This is a genomic window from Qipengyuania flava, assembly GCF_011762005.1.
Taxonomy (GTDB): domain Bacteria; phylum Pseudomonadota; class Alphaproteobacteria; order Sphingomonadales; family Sphingomonadaceae; genus Qipengyuania; species Qipengyuania flava.
Window position 1 is genome coordinate 425,152 of the sequence record NZ_JAASQU010000001.1, and the last position, 16,921, is coordinate 442,072.

Sequence of the window (16,921 nt, forward strand, 5' to 3'; positions counted from 1 at the left end):
AGGATAGCCATGCGTCGCGTCGTCGTAACAGGATTGGGGGTCGTCTCCTCGATCGGCAACAATGCAGCCGAAGTTCTGGCCTCGCTCAAAGCGGGCAAGTCGGGCATCACTTTCAACGAAGACATGGCCGAACACGGCTTCCGCTCGCAGATCGCAGGCGCGGTAGACCTGAACGTCGCGGACCATGTCGACAAGCGCACCTTGCGCTTCATGGGACCGGGCGCCGCCTATGCGCATATTGCGATGGCGCAGGCGATCGCCGACGCCGGGCTCGAAGAAAAAGACGTCATCAACCCGATGACCGGGGTCATCGCCGGTTCGGGCGGCCCCTCGACTTCGGCCATGCTGGCAGCGCACCAGACCGTGCTCAAGACCGGCAACACCAAGCGTATCGGGCCTTTCGCCGTGCCCAAGACGATGTCCTCCACGGTCAGCGCCAATCTCGCGACGGCCTATCAGATCAAGGGCATGAACTTTTCCATCACCTCGGCCTGCTCGACCTCGCTGCATTGCATCGGTATGGCCGCGCAGCAGATCGCACTGGGGAACCAGGACGTGATGTTCGGCGGTGGCGGCGAAGAACTCGACTGGACGCTGTCCTGCCTGTTCGACGCCATGGGCGCGATGTCGAGCAAGTATAACGACACGCCTGAGCGTGCCTCGCGCGCGTTCGATGCCGATCGCGACGGCTTCGTTATCGGCGGTGGCGGTGCCATCCTGGTGCTCGAGAGCCTCGAACATGCGCAGGCGCGCGGTGCGAAGATCTATGCCGAGGTCACCGGTTTCAGCGCGACTTCGGACGGTGCCGACATGGTCGCACCGTCGGGCGAGGGCGGCGAACGCGCCATGCGCGGCGCGCTGCGCACGCTGGGTGCCGATCGCAAGGTCAGCTACATCAATGCGCATGGCACTTCGACGCCGGTAGGCGACGTGGGCGAGATTGAGGCGGTGCGCCGGGTCTTCGGCGAAGGCAGCACGCCGCCGGTCAGCTCGACCAAGTCGATGACCGGGCACAGCCAGGGAGCCACCGGTGCGCAGGAGGCGGTCTACTGCCTGCTCGCGCTGGAGCATGATTTCATCATCCCGTCGATCAATGTCGAGACGCTGGATCCTGCACTCAAGCCGGACGAAATCGCCACCGAGCTGGTCGAGAATGCCGGTCTCGATTCGGTGATGACCAATTCCTTCGGGTTCGGCGGGACCAATGGGTCGATGGTGCTGTCGAAGTTTCACGGATAAGGCGCGGCGCGTCTCGGCGCGCCCATGGGTAAGGTGATGTGACGATGGGTGTGCTGGCAGGAAAGCGCGGGCTCGTGATGGGCGTGGCTAACGAACGCTCGATCGCGTGGGGCATCGCCAAGGCGTGTGCGGAGGCGGGGGCCGAACTCGCCTTCACCTATCAGGGCGACGCCTTCGGCAAGCGACTCGAGCCGCTCGCGCAGAGCGTGGGTTCCGATCTTATGGTCGATGTCGATGTTACCGACGATGCCTCGCTCGACGCCGCCTTTGCCACCCTGCAGGAACGCTGGGGCCGGATCGACTTCCTCGTCCACGCGATTGCCTATTCGGACAAGTCCGAGCTGACCGGGCGAATTCTCAATACCTCGCGCGAGAACTTCAAGAACTCGATGGATATCTCCGCCTACAGCTTCATCGAAGTCGCGCGTCGTGCGCATCCGATGATGGTCGAGCATGGCGGAACCTTGCTGACGCTGAGCTACATGGGTTCGACCCGCGTCACTCCGAACTACAATGTGATGGGGGTCGCCAAGGCCGCGCTCGAAGCGGCGGTGCGTTATCTTGCCAACGACCTCGGTCCCGAGGGTATCCGCGTCAATGCGATCAGCCCCGGCCCGATGAAGACGCTCGCCGGTTCGGCCATCGGTGGCGCGCGCCGGACTTACAAGCATACCGAGAGCAACGCGCCGCTGCGCGCCAATGCTACCCTCGAGGCCGTCGGCGGTACGGCCGTCTATCTTTGCTCCGACGCAGGCGCTTGCACCACGGGCGAAGTGCTGCGTGTCGATGGCGGGTTCCACGTTCTCGGCATGCCGCAGCAGGACAATCTATAGGCGTCGGCACGCGCCGCGCGGCTAGCAGAGATGGAGGCGCTCAAAGACCGGTGAGGACCTGGTCGGGCGGTCGATGCCCGTCGACCCACATGCGGATGTTGGCGATGACCTTGAGCCCGCTCTCTTCGCGGCCCTCGCGCGTTGCACTGCCGATGTGTGGCAGGGTCATCACATTGGGATGGCGGATCAATCGTGGATCGACATTGGGCTCGTCGGGATAAACGTCGAGGCCCGCGCCAGCGAGCTTGCCGCTCTCGAGCGCGGCGACGAGCGCCTCCTGCTCGACCAGATCGCCGCGCGCGGTGTTGATGAGGCTGGCCCCGTCCTTCATCAGGCCGATCCGCCGCGCATCGATCATGTGGTGTGTGCCGGGTCCCGCGGGGCAGTGCAGACTAAGGATGTCGGCTTCGCCCATCAGATCGTCGAGAGTTTCGACCCAGCGAGCCTGAAACATTCGTTCGACCGCCTCGGGCAGCCGCTTGCGGTTGTGATAGGCGATTTCGAGACCGAAGGCGCGCGCGCGGTGTGCCACGGCCTGGCCTATACGGCCCATGCCGACGATCCCCAGCACCTTGCCCGCCAGCTTGGTTCCGAGCAGCGCTGTCGGGGTCCAGCCTGTCCATTGGCGGCTCCGGATCAATTCGACGCCTTCGCGAATTCGCCGCGGCACCCCGATGATCCCCGCCATTGCAAGGTCAGCCGTATCATCGGTGAAGACACCCGGCGTATTGGTGACGAGGATGTGGCGCGCGGCGGCGGCATCGAGATCGAGATGCTCCGTCCCGGCACCGAAATTGGCGATCAGACCCAGATTTTCGCCAGCTTGCGCGATCATCTCGGCGTCTATCCGGTCGGTTACCGTGGGAACCAGCACGTCGCAATCCTGCATCGCCGCGATCAATTGCGCGCGGGTCAGGGGGGTGTCGCTTTGATTGAGACAAACGTCGAACAGCTCGCGCATCCGGTCTTCGACCGAGGGCATCAGGTGGCGAGTCACGAAGACACGCGGGGTGCGCTCCAGGCGCTTGGCGGGGCGGATATCGGCGCTTTGCATTTCGTCTGCAGCGCTAGGACGCGGGCGGGGGCGTGGTCAAGGATTCGGCGTGGGAGCCTGCTTCAAGGACGTTGACTGTTCGTCCTCAATGGCCGAATCGGCATCAATGTTCGCACGACTTTTCATTCCCTTCCTGATGCTTGCCACAGCTGCCGTTCCGGCGCGCGCGCAAGAACGCGAGACACCCTATTGGGCCAGCATCCGCGCGACAGTGCTCAACATGCGCGTCGGGCCGAGCGCGGATTACAAGATCGACTGGGTCTACCGCCGTCCCGGTCTGCCGGTGAAGGTGGTGCGGGTGATGGAAGGCTGGCGGTTGATCGAGGATCCCGACGGCGCGCGCGGATGGGTGGTCGCGCGCCTGTTGAGCCCCGAGCGCGGGGCCATGGTCATCGGCGAAGGGTTGGCTGACATGCGCGCGGGCGACAGCGCCGACGACACGCTCAAATGGCGGCTCGAGCCGGGCGTGGTAGGCATGCTTGGCGATTGCGACGCGGGCTGGTGCGAATTCGTGGTCGGCAAGCGCTATGGGTATGTCGCGGAAACACGGCTGTGGGGTGTGGGGGAGCCCTGAGATCAGCGGCGGATCAGGGGAATGGAGTGTCCGGTTACCCGCCATCCGTAACTTGCGCCGTGGCGGTTTCAGTCCCTGTCTCGGCCTCATCCTCTTGTGGATCGACCTTGCGGACGCTGGACTGCACCGTCCCGTCTTCGCCCTGCAATTCGAAGGCTCCGTCCTCGCCGGGCGCGCCGCCAGCGAAGCACTCCTCGCCTTCGTCGCCCTCGGGGTCGAAGCACATCGCACCTTCTGCGGTGGCACGCCATGTTCCGCCACCCGTGCGGGTCCCGTCGGCTGTCGTGTCGACATAGGTACCGTCGGGGTTGATCGTCTGCAGGGTCACGCTGCCGTCGGCGAGCTTGACCTCATAGGTTCCCGCAATGTTGCCCATTGCGGTACTGTCGAGCGTGAACTCCTGCGCTTCGGCATTCTCGGCTTCTGCTTCGGGCGCCTCGACCTCGCTCGAACCGCAGCCGGCGAGGGCAACGCAGGTTGCGAAGATGACGAATTTCTTCATGGACACTTCCCTGCCTCCTGAACTTCCATCCGTTTGTGGCAAGGAAGTGTCCGCATTTTCATCTCAAGTCTAGACGAGTTCGACGGCCACGGCAGTGGCTTCGCCGCCGCCGATGCAGAGTGAGGCGACGCCGCGTGTCTTGCCCTGCTGCTTCAATGCGTTGAGCAGCGTGACGATGATACGCGTTCCGCTGGCGCCGATGGGGTGGCCCAGCGCGGTCCCGCCGCCGTTCACGTTGATCTTGTCGTGCGGAATGCCGAGGTCGCGCATGGCGAACATGGCGACGCAGGCGAAGGCCTCATTGACTTCCCACAGTTCGACTTCGTCCGCGCTCCAGCCGGCCTTGTCGAGGACCTTCTCGATCGCGCCGATCGGTGCCACGGTGAATTGCGCGGGTTCCTGTGCATGTGCTGCCATGGCGACGATCTTGGCAACCGGCTGCTGGCCGTTCGCCTTGGCAACGCTTTCGCGGCTCAGCACGACGGCCGCCGCACCGTCCGATATGGAGGAGGAGGTCGCTGCGGTGATCGTGCCGTCCTTGGCGAAGGCCGGGCGCAGCTGCGGGATCTTGTCGGGCCGCCCCTTGCCGGGTTGCTCGTCATGTTCGACCGTCATGTCGCCCTTGCGGGTCGAGACGGTGACCGGGACGACTTCGTCGGCAAAGGCACCGCTCTCGATCGCGGCATTCGCGCGGCGCAGCGATTCGATTGAGTATTCATCCATCTGCTCGCGGGTGAGCTGGTACTCATTGGCGGTGTCCTGCGCGAAGGTGCCCATCGCGCGGCCTTCTTCGTAGGCATCCTCCAGCCCATCGAGGAACATGTGGTCATAGGTGGTGTCGTGCCCAAGCCGCGCGCCGCTGCGGTGCTTCTTGAGAAGATATGGCGCGTTGGTCATGCTCTCCATCCCGCCCGCGACGACGTAGTCCACCGTTCCGCTGGCGAGCGCCTCGGCGCCCATGATGACCGTCTGCATGCCGCTGCCGCAAACCTTGTTGACCGTAGTCGCCTGCACGGATTTCGGCAGACCCGCCTTGATCGACGCCTGACGCGCCGGCGCCTGGCCCAGACCCGCCGGCAGCACGCAGCCCATGTAGGTGCGATCGAAACTGTCTACCGGCACGCCCGAGCGCTCGACCGCGGCCTTCACTGCCGTGGCCCCGAGATCGGTGGCCGAGACATCGGCGAGCGCGCCCTGCATGCCGCCCATCGGAGTGCGGGCGTAAGACAGGATGACGACGGGATCGGATGCGCTGAACTGGGTCATGCTTGTGTATGTCCTTCGGTTCTGGAATATCGGTTGCCAATGGCGACCTATCTGGTGGCCCACAACCTAGTGCTGCGATGCAGCAATATCAAACGGAGAGAGCAATGGCGGACGACCGGACAAGCGAAATGGAAGCCGTTTTGCGCAAGCAGCGCGCCGCACACCACCAGATGCGCCCCGAGCCGATGGCACTGCGCAAAGACCGCATCCAGCGCGCGATAAAGCTGCTCACCGATCATGCCGACGATCTGTGCAAGGTGATGGCCGCCGATTTCGGCAATCGTTCTCCGCACCAGTCGATGATCACCGACATCGCGGGCACGGTGAATTTCGGCAAATATTGTCTCAAACACATGGACAAGTGGTCGCGCCCCGAAAAGCGCCATGTCCAGTTCCCGCTGGGGCTGCTCGGCGCGAAGGCCGAAGTGCGCTACGAACCCAAGGGCGTGGTCGGTATCCTCAGCCCGTGGAACTTCCCCGTCAATCTCAGCTTCGGCCCGCTTATGCAGATTTTCGCCGCGGGCAATCGCGCGATGATCAAGCCGAGCGAATTCACCGAGAAGACCAGCCTGCTGACCAAGGAACTGGTCGAGGAATACTTCACCCCCGACGAATGCGCCGTTTTCACCGGCGGCCCCGAAGTCGCGGCGGCGTTCAGTGAACTGCCTTTCGACCATCTGATCTTCACCGGCTCGACCGCCACCGGGCGCAAGGTGATGGAATCGGCTTCGAAGAACCTCGTCCCCGTCACGCTAGAGCTGGGCGGCAAAAGCCCGGTGTTCCTCGGCGAGAGCGCCGATTTCGCCAAGGCGGGCGAACGTATCGCGCTGGGCAAGATGCTGAATGCGGGCCAGATCTGCCTCGCGCCCGATTACCTCTATGTCCCCGAAAGCAAGCAGGACGAGGCGATCCATGGGGTGTGGCAGGGCACCGCCAACATGTATCCAACGCTGCTCGACAACGAGGACTACGCCAGCGTCGTCACCGATCGCCATTTCGATCGCTTGCAGGATCTGGTCGCCGATGCGCGCGACAAGGGCGCCGAGGTGATCGAGGTCAATCCGGGCAATGAGGATTTTTCCAACACCAACGCCCGCAAGATGCCGCTGACCATTCTCAAGAACGTCACCGACGACATGAAGGCGATGCAGGAGGAGATCTTCGGTCCGATCCTGCCGGTGAAGACCTATGGCCATATCGACGAGGCGATCGAATACGTGAACGGGCACGATCGTCCGCTCGGGCTCTATTATTTCGGCCAGAATGCGGACGAGCGCGAGAAGGTGCTGACCAAGACGATCAGCGGCGGCGTGACCGTCAACGACGTGATCTTCCACGTTTCGATGGAGGACCTGCCCTTCGGCGGTGTCGGTCCCAGCGGGATGGGCAGCTATCACGGCGTTGAAGGCTTCCGCGAATTCAGCCACGCGCGCAGCATCTATACACAGCCCAAGATCGACGTGGCCAAGCTCGGCGGGTTCAAGCCTCCCTACGGCCCGGCCACCGAAAAAGCGGTCAAAACCATGATGAAGTAACCCACGCCCGCAAGGGTATGGTGCAAGGTGCGGATTTGTTGCGAATTGTTCGCATTTCTGCACCCTTGCACCATCTGGGTGAGGGGCCTAGAGGCGGGCGCGAAACCAAGCCCGACGCCTAGGAATCATTCGTGGTCGACCTCGAACAATACCTGCCTATCCTGATCTTCCTGTTTGTGGCTGCCGCGCTGTCGGCGCTCTTCGTTTTCCTGCCGATGGGCGTTTCGCGGCTGACCGGCGCGCACAAGCCCGACGCCGAGAAACTGAGCGAATATGAATGCGGCTTCCCCGCGTTCGAAGACCCGCGCAGCCAGTTCGACGTGAAGTTCTATCTCGTCGCGATCAGCTTCCTGCTGTTCGACCTCGAGGCGTCCTTCCTGTTTCCGTGGGCAGTCAGCCTCGAATACACGGGCTGGACCGGATGGTCGGCCATGGTGATCTTCCTTGGCATCCTGGCCGTCGGCCTGGCTTACGAATGGAAGATGGGCGCACTGGACTGGCAATAGCATGAGCACTTCAACCATCATCACTCCGCCGCAGAGCGTGCCCGCCGCACAAGGCGGCGAGACGCGTCAGCCAGATGCGGATTATTTCAACGCGCTGCAGACCGAGGTGAACGACAAGGGTTTCCTCGTCACCAGCACCGAAGAACTGTTCCAGTGGGCGCGTACCGGCTCGCTGTGGTGGATGACTTTCGGCCTCGCTTGCTGCGCGGTCGAGATGATTCACGTCAACATGCCGCGCTACGACATGGAGCGTTTCGGTGTCGCGCCGCGCGCTTCGCCGCGGCAGAGCGACGTGATGATCGTCGCGGGTACGCTGTGCAACAAGATGGCCCCCGCGCTGCGTAAGGTCTACGACCAGATGTCGGAGCCCAAATACGTCATCTCGATGGGCAGCTGTGCCAATGGCGGTGGCTATTATCACTACAGCTATTCGGTGGTTCGCGGTTGCGACCGCATCGTGCCGGTCGACATTTACGTGCCGGGCTGTCCGCCGACAGCCGAGGCGCTGCTTTACGGCGTGATGCAATTGCAGCGGAAGATCCGCCGCGCCGGTACGATCGAAAGGTAAGGCGCGATGGCAGTGTTGCATTCCGCCCCCCGGTTCACGCTGATCGACGGGCTTCGCGACGTGCTCGGCAAGGCGCTGGGTGCGCATCTGGTCGAGGCGCATGAAGAGCATGGCGAACTGCTGTTCACCGTGAAGCGCGACAGCATTGAGGATGCCCTGCGCATCCTGCGTGACGATCACGGCTATCAGCAGCTGATGGAGATCGCCGGGGTCGACTATCCGAGCCGCCCCGAGCGTTTCGAAGTGGTCTACATGCTGCTGTCGCTCACCACGAACAACCGCATCATGGTGAAATGCTCCGCGAGCGAGGACACGCCGGTTCCCACCGTGACGACGCTATGGCCCAATGCGGGCTGGCTCGAGCGCGAAGTGTTCGACATGTATGGCGTGCTGTTCGCAGGTAATACCGACTTGCGCCGGATCCTGACCGACTACGGCTTCGAAGGGCACCCCTTCCGTAAGGATTTCCCGCTCACCGGTTATCACGAGCTGCGCTATTCGGAAGACGAGAAGCGCGTGGTCTACGAACCGGTCGAGCTTGCGCAGGACCTGCGCCAGTTCGATTTCATGAGCCCGTGGGAAGGCGCGGACTACGTCCTGCCGGGTGATGAAAAAGCGGATACGCCTCCAGTCGACGAGCCCAAGACCACCGAGAAGACCGGGGATACGGGTGCGGGCAAGAAAACCGACGAACACGCTGCCGACAAAGTGAGCGCCGGAGCGCCTGCCGAGGAGGACAGTGGCGAAGACGCGCCTGCGCCGGAACCGACCGAAGACCAGCCCGCGCGCCCCGAACGCGAGGGCAAGACCACCGACACCGCTGCCGCGACCGAACCCGATCCGTCGGATGACGACGCCGATGCCGCGAAGGACGCCAAGTGATGAACCGCCTCCTGCTCCTCGCAATACCGCTGGCGCTTGCAGCGTGCTCGTCAGAGCAGGCCCCGCAGGAGAGCGCCGAGGATTTCGCCAGCCGCATTGGTCAGGATGGCGAACCGACCGCTGGCGCCGGGGTCGACCCGGACAAGCCCAATACCGTTGCCAAGGCGCCGCCCGCCAATGCCGATCTCACGCAATTGCAGAAGCTCGGCGATATCGGCGGTGTCGATTTCGGACCGCGCGACGGCGGGTGCACGCTGATGGTTGGCAAGAATGAAATCATCATCGCCGGGGCGATGAATGACGCTGCCATCCCGGGTAAGGCGGTGGTCCGCGTGGGCGACAGCCTGACGCTGGCCGATGCGGCCGCGGGCGGGCTCGATGCCATTCGCAACGGCACCAGCTTCGCGGGTGAAGGGTTTACCGTCTCGGTCGCTCCTGCAGCGGGCGACGCGCAGCGCCGGCCTGCCAACGTCACCGTGACCGACGCCGCCGGCAAAACGCAAAGCTACAGCGGCAACTGGATCTGCTCATGAGCCACGCCATGCATCTGGAAGAGTCGCCGACGACCGGCGACGAAGTGATCACCAATTACACGATCAACTTCGGGCCCCAGCACCCCGCGGCACACGGCGTGCTGCGCATGGTGATGGAACTCGACGGAGAGATCATCGAGCGCATCGATCCGCATGTCGGGCTGCTCCACCGCGGCACCGAAAAGCTGATCGAGCACAAGACCTATCTGCAGGCGCTGCCTTATTTCGACCGGCTCGACTACTGTTCGCCGCTGGCGCAGGAATACAGCTATGTCCTCGCGATCGAAAAGCTGCTCAACGTCGAAGTGCCCGAGCGGGCGCAGTATCTGCGCGTGCTGTTCGCGGAGCTGACGCGCATCTGCAACCACATGCTCAATATCGGTGCTCACGTCATGGACGTCGGCGCGATGACGCCGAACCTGTGGGTGTTCGAACTGCGCGAAGACTGCATGAACTTCTTCGAACGGGCTTCGGGTGCGCGCATGCACAGCGCCTGGTTCCGCCCCGGCGGCGTCCACCAGGACGTGCCCGAGAAGCTGCTGGTCGATATCGGCAACTGGGTTGATGGCCGGCTCCAGGAACTGTTCGGCGACGCGATGAGCCTCGTGCTCGACAATCGCATTTTCAAGCAGCGCAATGTCGACATCGCCGTGGTCAGCAAGGACGATGCGGTTGCATGGGGGTTCTCCGGCCCGATGATCCGCGCTGCGGGCATCCCGTGGGACTTGCGCAAGTCGCAGCCCTACGACGTCTACGAGCGGATGGAATTCGACATTCCCGTCGGCACCAATTCGGATTGTTACGACCGCTTCGTCGTGCGCGTGAAGGAAGTCTACGAAAGCGCGAAGATCATCAAGCAGTGCCTGGCGCAGATGCCGTCCGGCCCGATCTGCTCGGATGATCGCAAAGTCTCGCCGCCCAAGCGTGCCGAGATGAAGCAGTCGATGGAAGCGCTGATCCACCACTTCAAGCTCTATACCGAGGGCTTCCACGTGCCCGCAGGGGAAGTGTACGTGGCGACCGAAAGCCCCAAGGGCGAATTTGGCGTCTATCTGGTCAGCGACGGGTCGAACAAACCCTATCGCTGCAAGATCCGTCCGACCGCCTTCAGCCACCTGCAAGCAATGGATTTCATGTCGAAGGGCCACATGCTGCCTGATGCCACCGCCATTCTCGGCGCTATCGACGTCGTATTCGGGGAGTGTGACCGCTAATGGCCGACCGTTCTCCCGCACCCGATACCCCCGAGCTGCGCGAGCGCTGGGGTGGCTTCGAGTTCAACGAAAGCTACCGCGCCCGCGCGGACAAGGCCATCGCGCGCTATCCCGAGGGGCGGCAGCGCTCCGCGGTGATGCCGCTGCTCGACCTTGCACAGCGCCAGGTGGGTGAAGAGACCGATACGCAGGGCTGGCTCCCGCTGCCGGTCATCGAATATGTCGCCGATTATCTCGACATGCCGGTAATACGCGTGCTCGAGGTCGCGACCTTCTATTTCATGTACAACATGAAGCCGGTGGGTAAGTACCACGTGCAGGTCTGCGGCACGACGCCCTGCATGCTGCGCGGTTCGGACGGTCTGTTCGAGACCTGCAAGAAGCGTGGCATGAAGAAGGGCCATGTCTCCGAGGACGGGCTGTGGACGCTGACCGAAGTCGAATGCATGGGCAATTGCGCCACTGCACCCATGGTCCAGATCAACGACGACAATTACGAGGACCTCACGCCCGAGCGGCTCGATGCGGTGCTCGATGCGCTGGCCAAGGGCGAGCAACCCAAGACGGGCACGCAGGAGCCGGGACGTCACACCAGTGAACCCGCCAATGCACTGAGTTCGCTGCCCGAAATGGTCGACGCTAATCACGATTACCGGAAGGATTGGTGATGAGCATCGCCACCATCCTGGTTGCACTGGTGCTGGGCTTCGTCGCCTGGAAGGTGCTGGTCGGCCTCGTGAAATTCGGCGCGCTCGCGATCATCGCGGTCGCCGCAATCTACTTCCTCTCGCAAGGGGGCGCATTCTGATGCTTGCCGACAAGGATCGCATCTTTACCAATCTCTATGGCTTCCAGGACTGGGGCCTAAAGGCGGCGCAGCAGCGCGGCGACTGGGACGATACCAAGTCGCTGATCGCGCGCGGCCATGATGCCATCATCGAGGAAGTGAAGGCGTCGGGCTTGCGCGGGCGGGGCGGGGCGGGCTTCCCCACCGGACTGAAATGGTCGTTCATGCCGAAGGAATCGAAGGACGGTCGTCCGAGCTTCCTCGTCATCAATGCCGACGAATCCGAACCGGGATCGTGCAAGGACCGCGAGATCATCCGCCACGACCCGCACAAGCTCGTCGAAGGCGCGCTGGTTGCGGGTTACGCTATGCGCGCGCGCGCCGCCTATATCTACATCCGCGGTGAATACATTCGCGAGGCCGAGACGCTGCAGGCGGCGATCGACGAGGCTTATGACGCCGGGCTGATCGGCAAGAACGCCAGCAAGTCGGGCTACGATTTCGACGTCTTCCTGCACCGCGGGGCCGGCGCCTACATCTGCGGCGAAGAAACCGCGATGATCGAAAGCCTCGAGGGCAAGAAGGGCCAGCCACGCCTCAAGCCGCCGTTTCCGGCGGGCGCGGGCCTTTATGGCTGCCCGACCACGGTCAATAATGTGGAATCGATTGCTGTCGTCCCGACCATCCTGCGGCGTGGTGCCTCATGGTTCAGCTCCTTCGGACGCGAGAACAACAAGGGCACCAAGCTGTTCCAGATCAGTGGCCATGTGAACAAGCCCTGCGTGGTCGAGGAAGCGCTCAGTATCCCGTTCAGCGAGCTGATCGAGAAGCATTGCGGCGGCATCATCGGCGGCAAGGACAACCTCCTCGCCGTGATCCCGGGCGGTTCGTCGGTCCCGCTGGTTCCCGCTGCGCAAATCTGGGACGCGCCGATGGATTTCGACGGGCTCAAGGAATTGGGCTCGGGCCTCGGCACGGCGGGCGTCATCGTGATGGACAAGTCGACCGACATCGTCCGCGCGATCAGTCGCCTAAGCTATTTCTACAAGCACGAAAGCTGCGGCCAGTGCACACCGTGCCGCGAAGGCACGGGCTGGATGTGGCGCATGATGGAACGCCTGCGCACCGGCGATGCGGCGATCGAGGAAATCGACATGCTGCAACAGGTCACCAAGCAGGTCGAAGGCCACACCATCTGCGCATTGGGCGACGCGGCGGCCTGGCCGATCCAGGGCCTGATCCGCCATTTCCGCCCCGAGCTCGAGCGCCGGATCGAAGAACACAACGCCAAGTTTGCGGAGGCAGCGGAATGAATCGACTTGCCTCCTTTTCAATGGCTGCATTCGTGGCCGGACATCTAGTCTGTGCCTCACCCGTACTGGCTCAGGGCAAGGGCGCTGCATCATTAGAAGGTCTGGCTGCCTGCACCGTTGGCCATCCGAAGTGGCGTAACGAAGCTTCTGCGTTTCTTTCGCTTTCTCAGTTCTCGCTCGAGTACACAGAGCAATTGAAAACGCTCGCGTGGAACGAGGAATGTGACGATCACTTCAAGGGCATGATCTCTTTCACGCCCGAGACCTTCCGCAAGGTGTTGTTCGATGCCTGGAAGGCTACTCGACCGGACGGCGAAGAACTGAACGTCACGATGATGCAGATGCTGGCTGACTGTTTGGTACTCAGCAGTCCAGAGCTGATCGCAGGTTTCGTCGAAACAGTGCCGGGGAGCGCAGCTGAAGAGGCCTCGATCGCGCAACTGGCGCAGAAATTGCCTTCCTGCGTTGACCAAGGTGCGTCGCTTAATCTGACCAGGGCGTCTTTGCGCGAAGTGCTGACTTCGACCGCCGCTTTGGCGAAAGAAGTCGAAAATTCAAAGGAATTGAAGGCAGAAAAAGATGCCTAAAGTCACCGTAGACGGACAGGAAATCGAGGTTCCGGACGGCGCGACCGTCCTGCAGGCCTGCGAGCTGGCGGGCAAGGAAATTCCGCGTTTCTGCTATCACGAGCGGCTGTCGATCGCCGGCAATTGCCGCATGTGCCTGGTCGAAGTGAAGCCCGGGCCGCCCAAGCCGCAGGCGAGCTGTGCGCTGCCGGCCACCGAGGGCCAGGAAATCCGGACCGACAGCGAGATGGTAAAGACCGCGCGCGAAGGCGTGATGGAATTCCTGCTGATCAACCACCCGCTTGACTGCCCGATCTGCGATCAGGGCGGCGAATGCGATTTGCAGGACCAGTCGGTCGCCTATGGCCGCGGTGCGACGCGCTATGAAGAGAACAAGCGCGCGGTGACCGAGAAATACATGGGGCCGCTGATCAAGACGGTCATGACCCGTTGCATCCACTGCACCCGCTGCGTGCGCTTCTCGGAAGAGATCGCCGGCGTGGACGAGATCGGCGCGCTCTATCGCGGCGAAGACATGCAGATCACCACCTATCTCGAGCAGGCAGCCGAACACGAACTGTCCGCCAATGTGATCGATCTGTGCCCCGTCGGTGCTCTCACCTCGCGTCCCTACGCTTTCGAAGCGCGTCCGTGGGAGCTGAAGAAGACGCTCAGCATCGACGTTTCCGATGCGGTTGGTTCGAACATCCGCCTCGACAGCCGCGGTCGCGAAGTGATGCGCGCGCTTCCGCGCATCAATGACGACGTCAACGAGGAATGGATCTCGGACAAGGCGCGCTACCAGGTCGATGGCCTGAGCAAGCGCCGTCTCGACAAGGTCTTCATGCGCAAGCGCGGCAAGCTGCAACCGGCAAGCTGGGATGAGGCGTTCAAGGCCATCGCCAAGGCCAAGCCGGGCAAGGACATCGCGGCCATCGCCGGCGATATGGTTGATTGCGAAACCATGTTCGCGGCCAAGGCGCTGCTCAAGGCCTGCGGCTCGACCTTGGTCGAGGGGCGCCAGACGGGCATGGACTACGACGTGTCCAACCTCGCCGCGGTCAATTTCAATTCGACCTTCGGCGGGATCGAGACCGCAGATGCGATCATGATCGTGGGCAGCCACATCCGCTGGGAAGCGGCGCTGGTGAATGTACGCATTCGCAAGGCGGTCAAGCGCGGTGCCAGGGTCTTCGTGGTCGGTCCTCAGTGGGACACCACCTATCCGGCCGAATTCCTCGGCGACGATCTGTCGGTGCTGGGTGAACTGCCCAAGCACGTGGTCGAAGCCTTCAAGGACGCGGAACGTCCGGCCATCATCATGGGCGGTGCAGCGCTTGCGAAGGGCGCTCTCGGCGCCGGACTTGCTTTCGCCGAAAGCTACGGCCTCGTGAAGGATGGCTGGAACGGCTTCAACGTCCTCCATTTCAGCGCGGCTCGCATGGGCGGCCTGATGCTCGGTTTCGCGCAGAAGGGCGGTCTGAAAGACATCGTTGCTGCCAAGCCCAGGGTGGTCTTCAGCCTCGGTGCCGACGAAATGGATTTCGAACCCTTCGCCGATGCGCTCAAGGTTTATATCGGCCATCACGGCGATCGCGGCGCGCATGCTGCGGACATCATCCTGCCGGCCGCCAGCTTCGCCGAAAAGGACGGGACCTACGTCAACACCGAAGGTCGAGTGCAATTCGCCGAAAAAGCCGTGTTCGCGCCCGGTGACGCACGCGAGGACTGGACGATCCTGCGCGCGCTGGCCGATGCGCTCAAGGTCGAGGTCGGCTTCGACAGCTTTGCCGAATTGCAGGCTGCGATGATCCGCGAAGTCCCCGCGCTGGGCGAAGAAGGTCTCGCTGCCTATGGCGCGCTGCCCAAGGGCGGCAGCGCCGCGAAGGCCGAAGGCCGGATCGCGGCCTATCCGATCAAGGACTTCTACCTTACCAATCCGATCGCCCGCGCCAGCGCGGTGATGCAGCAGTGCTCGAGCGAACTGCTCGGCGGCGGCGAGCTTGCGGAGGCCGCGGAATGACCGAATTCTTCCAGTCTCTCGGCCTGACCTACGAATGGGCCTGGGGGCTCGCGACCATCGCGGGCATCCTGCTGATCGCACTGCCGCTGATGCTGAGCGTGGCGATGGTGATCTACGTCGACCGCAAGGTCTGGGCCGCGATCAATCTGCGGCGCGGCCCCAATGTGGTGGGCCCTTTCGGCCTGCTCCAGAGCTTCGCCGACGGTCTGAAGGTTTTCCTCCAGGAAACCATCATTCCCTCCGCTGCCAACAAGGGCATCTTCATTCTTGCGCCGATCGTGACCTTCACCGTCGCGCTCGCCGCTTGGGCGGTGGTGCCGTTCAGCGCCACTGCCGTGCTGGCGGACATCAACATCGGCCTGCTCTACATTCTCGCGATCAGTTCGCTGTCGGTCTATGGCGTGGTGATGAGCGGGTGGGCGAGTAACTCGAAATACCCGTTCTTCTCCGCCATGCGCGCTGCTGCGCAGATGATCAGCTACGAAGTCTCGATCGGCTTCATCCTGGTGTGCGTCGTGCTGTTCGCAGGCACGTTCAACCTGAACGACATCGTGCGTGCCCAGGAAGGCTTCGGTCTCGGGGTGATCAATGCCTATGGCATTCATCCGCTGCTGTTCCCGATGTGGGTGATGTTCTTCATCTCCTGCCTGGCGGAAACGCAGCGCGTGCCCTTCGACCTCACCGAGGCGGAGAGCGAACTCGTCGCGGGTTACCAGACCGAATACAGCTCAATGAGCTTCGCGCTCTTCTGGCTGGGCGAATATGCCAACATCCTGCTGATGTGCATTCTCAACGCGCTGCTGTTCTGGGGTGGCTGGCTGCCGCCGATCGACTGGGCGCCGCTGTATTACGTACCCGGGATCGTCTGGCTGCTGCTCAAGACCTTCTTCTTCTTCTTCATGTTCAGCTGGGTCATGGCGACCGTACCGCGCTATCGCTACGACCAGCTGATGCGCCTTGGCTGGAAGGTCTTCCTTCCCATCAGCCTTGGCTTCGTTGTCGTCATTTCGGGCTATCTGATGGCCACGGGACATTTCGGATGAGTATCGCGCAAACCATCAAGGCGTTTACCCTGTGGGAATTCGTGAAGGCGCATGCCCTCACGCTGAAGTATTTCTTCAAGCCCAAGGTGACGATCAACTATCCGTTCGAGAAGAACCCGATCTCGCCCCGCTTCCGCGGCGAGCATGCGCTGCGCCGCTATCCCAACGGCGAGGAACGCTGCATCGCGTGCAAGCTGTGCGAAGCCGTGTGCCCGGCGCAGGCGATCACGATCGAGAGCGAACCACGCGAGGACGGCAGCCGCCGCACCACGCGTTACGACATCGACATGACCAAATGCATCTATTGCGGTTTCTGCCAGGAAGCCTGCCCGGTCGATGCGGTGGTTGAAGGGCCGAACTTCGAATACGCCACGGAAACGCGTGAGGAACTGCTCTACGACAAGGCGAAACTGTTGGCGAACGGGGACAAGTGGGAGCGTGCGATTGCCGCGAACCTTGAAGCCGATGCGCCCTATCGATAGG

The 16,921-nt window shown here is 62.7% G+C and carries 19 protein-coding genes; 16 read left to right on the top strand and 3 right to left on the bottom strand.

Translation table 11 applies throughout. The annotated features are described in order from the left end of the window. Nucleotides 1–9: 9 nt before the first annotated feature. Both FHS69_RS02090 and FHS69_RS02095 read left to right on the top strand, forming a co-directional pair. Nucleotides 10–1,239, top strand: a complete 1,230-nt coding sequence (locus tag FHS69_RS02090; RefSeq protein ID WP_166776169.1) for a beta-ketoacyl-ACP synthase II — start codon at nt 10–12, stop codon at nt 1,237–1,239. 44 nt (nt 1,240–1,283) lie between these two features. Continuing rightward, a complete protein-coding gene (locus FHS69_RS02095) occupies nt 1,284–2,072 on the top strand; it encodes an enoyl-ACP reductase FabI (RefSeq protein ID WP_166776171.1) in 789 nt (262 codons plus the stop codon). Between the two features lie 40 nt (nt 2,073–2,112). On the opposite strand, the gene FHS69_RS02100 is transcribed toward FHS69_RS02095, so the two are convergent. Continuing rightward, a complete protein-coding gene (locus tag FHS69_RS02100) occupies nt 2,113–3,126 on the bottom strand; it encodes a 2-hydroxyacid dehydrogenase (protein ID WP_166776174.1) in 1,014 nt (337 codons plus the stop codon). Nucleotides 3,127–3,232: 106 nt separating this feature from the next. On the opposite strand from FHS69_RS02100, the gene FHS69_RS02105 reads away from it, so the two are divergent. Next, the gene (locus FHS69_RS02105) at nt 3,233–3,700 is read left to right on the top strand and encodes an SH3 domain-containing protein (RefSeq protein WP_166776175.1); all 468 of its coding nucleotides are present in this window, start codon (nt 3,233–3,235) and stop codon (nt 3,698–3,700) included. 34 nt (nt 3,701–3,734) lie between these two features. Here FHS69_RS02105 and FHS69_RS02110 read toward each other — a convergent pair whose 3' ends face one another. Continuing rightward, nucleotides 3,735–4,202 (bottom strand): hypothetical protein, encoded by a 468-nt coding sequence (locus tag FHS69_RS02110; RefSeq protein ID WP_166776177.1) that lies wholly within the window; start codon nt 4,200–4,202, stop codon nt 3,735–3,737. A 69-nt stretch (nt 4,203–4,271) separates the two neighbouring features. Further along, nucleotides 4,272–5,468, bottom strand: a complete 1,197-nt coding sequence (locus FHS69_RS02115; RefSeq protein ID WP_166776179.1) for a thiolase family protein — start codon at nt 5,466–5,468, stop codon at nt 4,272–4,274. 104 nt (nt 5,469–5,572) lie between these two features. On the opposite strand from FHS69_RS02115, the gene FHS69_RS02120 reads away from it, so the two are divergent. From FHS69_RS02120 to nuoI, 13 genes are all read left to right on the top strand, one after another. Then, nucleotides 5,573–7,003, top strand: coding sequence for a coniferyl aldehyde dehydrogenase (locus tag FHS69_RS02120; RefSeq protein WP_166776181.1), 1,431 nt, complete (start codon nt 5,573–5,575; stop codon nt 7,001–7,003). Nucleotides 7,004–7,134: 131 nt separating this feature from the next. Further along, nucleotides 7,135–7,509 carry an NADH-quinone oxidoreductase subunit A gene (ndhC, locus tag FHS69_RS02125; protein WP_067466461.1) on the top strand — a complete coding sequence of 125 codons (375 nt, stop codon included), beginning with the start codon at nt 7,135–7,137 and terminating at the stop codon, nt 7,507–7,509. Between the two features lies 1 nt (nt 7,510). After that, nucleotides 7,511–8,077, top strand: a complete 567-nt coding sequence (locus FHS69_RS02130; protein ID WP_067506902.1) for a NuoB/complex I 20 kDa subunit family protein — start codon at nt 7,511–7,513, stop codon at nt 8,075–8,077. A gap of 6 nt (nt 8,078–8,083) precedes the next feature. Next, entirely contained in the window at nt 8,084–8,959 is an 876-nt protein-coding gene (locus tag FHS69_RS02135) for an NADH-quinone oxidoreductase subunit C (protein WP_208380056.1), read from the top strand. Beyond that, nucleotides 8,959–9,492, top strand: coding sequence for a hypothetical protein (locus tag FHS69_RS02140; RefSeq protein WP_067676533.1), 534 nt, complete (start codon nt 8,959–8,961; stop codon nt 9,490–9,492). The genes FHS69_RS02135 and FHS69_RS02140 overlap by 1 nt, the downstream gene beginning before the upstream one ends. Further along, nucleotides 9,489–10,706: an NADH-quinone oxidoreductase subunit D gene (locus tag FHS69_RS02145; RefSeq protein ID WP_166776183.1), complete on the top strand. Its 1,218-nt coding sequence runs from the start codon at nt 9,489–9,491 to the stop codon at nt 10,704–10,706. The genes FHS69_RS02140 and FHS69_RS02145 overlap by 4 nt, the downstream gene beginning before the upstream one ends. Then, on the top strand, nt 10,706–11,374 hold the full coding sequence (locus FHS69_RS02150) for a complex I 24 kDa subunit family protein (protein ID WP_067506909.1): 669 nt from the start codon (nt 10,706–10,708) through the stop codon (nt 11,372–11,374). The genes FHS69_RS02145 and FHS69_RS02150 overlap by 1 nt, the downstream gene beginning before the upstream one ends. Beyond that, the gene (locus FHS69_RS02155) at nt 11,374–11,514 is read left to right on the top strand and encodes a hypothetical protein (protein WP_166775613.1); all 141 of its coding nucleotides are present in this window, start codon (nt 11,374–11,376) and stop codon (nt 11,512–11,514) included. The genes FHS69_RS02150 and FHS69_RS02155 overlap by 1 nt, the downstream gene beginning before the upstream one ends. Then, the gene (nuoF, locus tag FHS69_RS02160) at nt 11,514–12,806 is read left to right on the top strand and encodes an NADH-quinone oxidoreductase subunit NuoF (RefSeq protein ID WP_166776185.1); all 1,293 of its coding nucleotides are present in this window, start codon (nt 11,514–11,516) and stop codon (nt 12,804–12,806) included. The genes FHS69_RS02155 and nuoF overlap by 1 nt, the downstream gene beginning before the upstream one ends. Next, entirely contained in the window at nt 12,803–13,393 is a 591-nt protein-coding gene (locus FHS69_RS02165) for a hypothetical protein (protein ID WP_166776187.1), read from the top strand. The genes nuoF and FHS69_RS02165 overlap by 4 nt, the downstream gene beginning before the upstream one ends. Further along, a complete protein-coding gene (gene nuoG / locus FHS69_RS02170) occupies nt 13,386–15,395 on the top strand; it encodes an NADH-quinone oxidoreductase subunit NuoG (RefSeq protein ID WP_166776189.1) in 2,010 nt (669 codons plus the stop codon). The genes FHS69_RS02165 and nuoG overlap by 8 nt, the downstream gene beginning before the upstream one ends. Next, a complete protein-coding gene (gene nuoH, locus FHS69_RS02175) occupies nt 15,392–16,438 on the top strand; it encodes an NADH-quinone oxidoreductase subunit NuoH (RefSeq protein ID WP_067506916.1) in 1,047 nt (348 codons plus the stop codon). Before nuoG ends, nuoH begins: the two co-directional genes overlap by 4 nt. Then, on the top strand, nt 16,435–16,920 hold the full coding sequence (nuoI, locus tag FHS69_RS02180) for an NADH-quinone oxidoreductase subunit NuoI (protein WP_050601230.1): 486 nt from the start codon (nt 16,435–16,437) through the stop codon (nt 16,918–16,920). The genes nuoH and nuoI overlap by 4 nt, the downstream gene beginning before the upstream one ends. The last annotated feature ends 1 nt before the right edge of the window (nt 16,921 follow it).

Bases quoted from the DNA above. Each gene is read 5' to 3' on its own strand.
- FHS69_RS02135 (WP_208380056.1), top strand. From the start codon at position 8,084: ATGGCAGTGTTGCATTCCGCCCCCCGGTTCACGCTGATCGACGGGCTT.
- FHS69_RS02150 (WP_067506909.1), top strand. From the start codon at position 10,706: ATGGCCGACCGTTCTCCCGCACCCGATACCCCCGAGCTGCGCGAGCGC.
- FHS69_RS02140 (WP_067676533.1), top strand. From the start codon at position 8,959: ATGAACCGCCTCCTGCTCCTCGCAATACCGCTGGCGCTTGCAGCGTGC.
- nuoF (WP_166776185.1), top strand. From the start codon at position 11,514: ATGCTTGCCGACAAGGATCGCATCTTTACCAATCTCTATGGCTTCCAG.
- FHS69_RS02165 (WP_166776187.1), top strand. From the start codon at position 12,803: ATGAATCGACTTGCCTCCTTTTCAATGGCTGCATTCGTGGCCGGACAT.
- FHS69_RS02145 (WP_166776183.1), top strand. From the start codon at position 9,489: ATGAGCCACGCCATGCATCTGGAAGAGTCGCCGACGACCGGCGACGAA.
- FHS69_RS02130 (WP_067506902.1), top strand. From the start codon at position 7,511: ATGAGCACTTCAACCATCATCACTCCGCCGCAGAGCGTGCCCGCCGCA.
- nuoI (WP_050601230.1), top strand. From the start codon at position 16,435: ATGAGTATCGCGCAAACCATCAAGGCGTTTACCCTGTGGGAATTCGTG.
- FHS69_RS02095 (WP_166776171.1), top strand. From the start codon at position 1,284: ATGGGTGTGCTGGCAGGAAAGCGCGGGCTCGTGATGGGCGTGGCTAAC.
- FHS69_RS02120 (WP_166776181.1), top strand. From the start codon at position 5,573: ATGGCGGACGACCGGACAAGCGAAATGGAAGCCGTTTTGCGCAAGCAG.
- FHS69_RS02155 (WP_166775613.1), top strand. From the start codon at position 11,374: ATGAGCATCGCCACCATCCTGGTTGCACTGGTGCTGGGCTTCGTCGCC.
- nuoH (WP_067506916.1), top strand. From the start codon at position 15,392: ATGACCGAATTCTTCCAGTCTCTCGGCCTGACCTACGAATGGGCCTGG.
- nuoG (WP_166776189.1), top strand. From the start codon at position 13,386: ATGCCTAAAGTCACCGTAGACGGACAGGAAATCGAGGTTCCGGACGGC.
- FHS69_RS02105 (WP_166776175.1), top strand. From the start codon at position 3,233: ATGTTCGCACGACTTTTCATTCCCTTCCTGATGCTTGCCACAGCTGCC.
- FHS69_RS02100 (WP_166776174.1), bottom strand. From the start codon at position 3,126: ATGCAAAGCGCCGATATCCGCCCCGCCAAGCGCCTGGAGCGCACCCCG.
- FHS69_RS02090 (WP_166776169.1), top strand. From the start codon at position 10: ATGCGTCGCGTCGTCGTAACAGGATTGGGGGTCGTCTCCTCGATCGGC.
- FHS69_RS02110 (WP_166776177.1), bottom strand. From the start codon at position 4,202: ATGAAGAAATTCGTCATCTTCGCAACCTGCGTTGCCCTCGCCGGCTGC.
- FHS69_RS02115 (WP_166776179.1), bottom strand. From the start codon at position 5,468: ATGACCCAGTTCAGCGCATCCGATCCCGTCGTCATCCTGTCTTACGCC.